A 3,142-nucleotide genomic window follows, 5' to 3' on the forward strand; every position below is an offset into this window, starting at 1 on the left:
GACTGTTTTCTATTCTGCACCAGGGAACTGCCGAGCAGCGCGGTGCAACTGACGGCAGCCGGCGATCCCCCGCAACACCAGGTGGGGATCCCAGTGCAGTTCCCTGTCCAGAAAGCGCAGGTGGGCGTAGAGCAGCTCGCCATCGCCGCCGGTTACTAGCAGGGGCCCCTGGGGAAAGCGGCGCCGCCAGTCGGCGATGAAGTCCTGCAAGCCGGCCAGCAGGGTGTGGAGAATGCCGCTGCGGATGGCAGCCCCCGTGTCCCTAGCCCAGCGGGGGGGCAAGGGATCCGCCGCCTCCCACTCCACTTTGGGCAGGCGGGCGGTGTGGTCGGCCAGTGCCTGTGCCTGCAGCCCTAGGCCGGGCAGGATCGCCCCTCCCAGCAGGGATCCCTCCGGGTCAGCCCCCGTCAGGGTTAGGGCGGTGCCGGCGTCGATGACCAGACAGGGCCAGCCGTAGTGGATGCCGGCAGCCCAGACGGCCAGCGCCCGATCCAGCCCCAGGCCGGGGTAGGGATCCCGCAGCGGCACCTGGGAGAGTCCAAGGCAATGCACCCACGGGGATCCCGGCGGCAAAGGGGCAGAGCCAACGGCAGCCAGCCACAGCTCCGTCTCTTCCGGCCAGGACAAGGGCCGGTGGGCAGGGAACTGTTCCACCTTGACCAAGGTCTCCCCCACAAACCAGCCCCAGCGCACGTGGGTGTTGCCCAGCACCGCCGCCAGCCACCGGTCGGGTTGGGCCTCAAAACTCATGCAGCAGCTCCGCCTCCACGCGAAACAGCTCCACTGGCTGATCCGCAGGGATCCCGGCCAACCTTTTGGCGGTGGAAAGCTGCCATTCCGTTGTCAGGGCTTCTCCGGGCAGCAACACCGCCCCCCGCGTGCCCGTGCGAATGAACAGGCCCATGCGGGTGGGATCCACCTGCTCCAGCGAGGGGATGGGCACCACCCGTCGCACGATGGCCACCTGGATGGACGCCGACTCCAGCTCCCCAGGTCGCAGGGGCGGATAGCGCCAGTCGCGGGTAACAGCCCCCACCGCTGCCCGGATGGTGGCCCTGGCCAGATCCTCGCCGCCGGGATCCAAGCTGCCCCAACAGCCGCGGGGCCGCCCCTCCCTGGTCACCGTAACAAAAACTCCCGCCGGGCGCCGCCAGTGGGGCGGGATCTCTTCTGGGGCGGGCAGCACCTGGCCAGTGGCGAAGTAGTGGGCGATGGCCTGCCGCGCCAGGGCCGGCAGCGTCTCAGGAAGGGGTGGCGGCTGGACGGGAGCGGGGATCCCTGTCCCCTTCGCCTCTTCCTCCCTGGGGTCGACCAAGGCGCCTGCCCAGAAAGTCGTGGCCGGGGACGGGATCCCGCCAACGCGCCCGGAAACCTCTGGCTGGGATCCAACCAGCAGCACTAGCCCCGCCCCCAGAAACAAGGTCAGTAGGCCGAGCAGGCGAACGGCAAAGGTGGACATGGGCAGGGATCCCCTTGGCAAGGGAGAGAGGGTTGGCAACCCAACTCTAGGCTAGGCTACGCCCCCGCTGCTGCAGGTACTGGAAAACGGTGTTCAAATCCTTGTCGCCCCGCCCGGAGCAATTGACCACCACCCGCTGCTGGGGGCCAAGCTGCGGCGCCAAAGTCTTCAGGTAGGCCAGGGCATGGGCTGTCTCCAGAGCAGGGATGATCCCTTCCAGGCGCGACAGCAGCAGCAGCGCTTCCACCGCCTCGTCGTCGGTAACCGCGTAGTACTCGGCCCGCCCAATCTCTTTTAGGTAGCTGTGCTCCGGCCCTACGCCAGGGTAATCCAGGCCGGCGCTGATGGAATGGGCCTCCTGCACCTGGCCTTCTTCATCTTGCAACAGGTAGCTCATGGCCCCGTGCAAGACCCCAATGCGACCGCGGCTGAGGGTGGCGGCGTGGCGGGATGTGTGCAAACCCTCCCCGGCAGCCTCAATACCGATGAGCCGCACCTGGGGATCGCGGATAAACTCGTTGAACAGGCCCAGGGCATTGGAGCCGCCGCCCACACAGGCCAGCAACACGTCCGGCAACCCTCCCCATTTCTCCTGACACTGCTGCCGCGTCTCTTGGCCAATGACATCGTGAAAGGCCCGCACCAGCTTCGGGTAGGGGTGGGGCCCGGCCACCGTGCCAATGACGTAGTGGGTGGTCTCCACATGGGTTACCCAGTCGCGGATGGCCTCGGAGAGGGCATCTTTGAGGGTGGCCGTGCCGGCTTCCACCCCGCGCACCTCAGCGCCCAACAGGCGCATCCGCTGCACGTTGGGGGCCTGCCGCTCCATGTCCAGCGCCCCCATGTAGATGACGCATTCCAGGCCGAAGCGGGCGCACACCGTTGCCGTGGCCACCCCATGTTGGCCGGCGCCGGTCTCGGCGATGATCCGCCGCTTGCCCATGCGCACCGCCAGCAGCACTTGGCCGAGGGCGTTGTTGATCTTGTGGGCGCCGGTGTGGTTGAGGTCTTCCCGTTTGAGGTAGATCTGGGGGCCGCCGTAGTGTTCGGTAAGCCGCTGGGCAAAGTAAAGCGGGCTGGGCCGTCCGACAAAATCCCGCAACAAGCTGTGCAACTCGGCGCGAAACTCGGGATCCTGCCAGTGCCGCTCAAAGGCTTCCTCCAGCTCCGTCAGGGCGCTCATCAGGGTTTCCGGTACAAAGCGGCCCCCAAACGGCCCAAACCGGCCCTGGGGATCCGGGCGCACCTGCGGGTCAAGGGGATCCCAAGCAACAGCGTGGGCAGCAGCAAGAGGAGTTGAGGTCATGGCAAATCTGTTGGTGCAGGCTGGGCAGCCGGCAATAGGAGACAGGCCTCCCTATTTTACAAAAGTCGGAAACGCGGGAAGGCGACTATTTGCCGCCCTAGAGGGTGGGATCCCGCCAAAACCGGCTTTGAATAGGGGACTTCCAGGGATCTTTAGGATGAGGCCGTCTGATTTTGGGGAGCGGCCTTTATGGACAAGCATCTGCAAGAGTTGCTCCAGCAAGAAGATCAAAAGCGCATAGACGAAGAACTACGCCGCACCTATGCCCTTTCTCAAAAGTCTCAGGGAGTGGCAATCTTTTTGTCGTTATTGCTGGCTTTTGCAGCCTACATTTATACGCGGCGATGGAAAGCGCTGATGGTCTTTTTGGGGTGGTG

Annotated in this window: 3 protein-coding genes and 1 pseudogene; 1 reads left to right on the forward strand and 3 read right to left on the reverse strand. The window is 65.5% G+C overall.

Features of this window, described 5'->3' with window-relative positions; all coding sequences use genetic code 11:
- Positions 1–9 precede the first annotated feature (9 nt).
- The 3 genes from NW852_RS12605 to trpB are packed head-to-tail and all read right to left on the reverse strand — an operon-like array spanning position 10 to position 2,765.
- Positions 10–750: a pantothenate kinase gene (locus NW852_RS12605; protein ID WP_414426794.1), complete on the reverse strand. Its 741-nt coding sequence runs from the start codon at positions 748–750 to the stop codon at positions 10–12.
- Positions 740–1,498, reverse strand: coding sequence for an AMMECR1 domain-containing protein (locus NW852_RS12610; RefSeq protein ID WP_414371702.1), 759 nt, complete (start codon positions 1,496–1,498; stop codon positions 740–742). Before NW852_RS12610 ends, NW852_RS12605 begins: the two co-directional genes overlap by 11 nt.
- A 7-nt stretch (positions 1,499–1,505) precedes the next feature.
- A complete protein-coding gene (gene trpB, locus NW852_RS12615; RefSeq protein WP_414332926.1) occupies positions 1,506–2,765 on the reverse strand; it encodes a tryptophan synthase subunit beta in 1,260 nt (419 codons plus the stop codon).
- Between the two features lie 189 nt (positions 2,766–2,954).
- Between trpB and NW852_RS12620 the strand changes: the two are divergent.
- A pseudogene (locus NW852_RS12620) lies at positions 2,955–3,142 on the forward strand (hypothetical protein); the annotation flags it as partial.

It is taken from the genome of Synechococcus sp. H60.1, assembly GCF_047462335.1.
Taxonomy (GTDB): domain Bacteria; phylum Cyanobacteriota; class Cyanobacteriia; order Thermostichales; family Thermostichaceae; genus Thermostichus.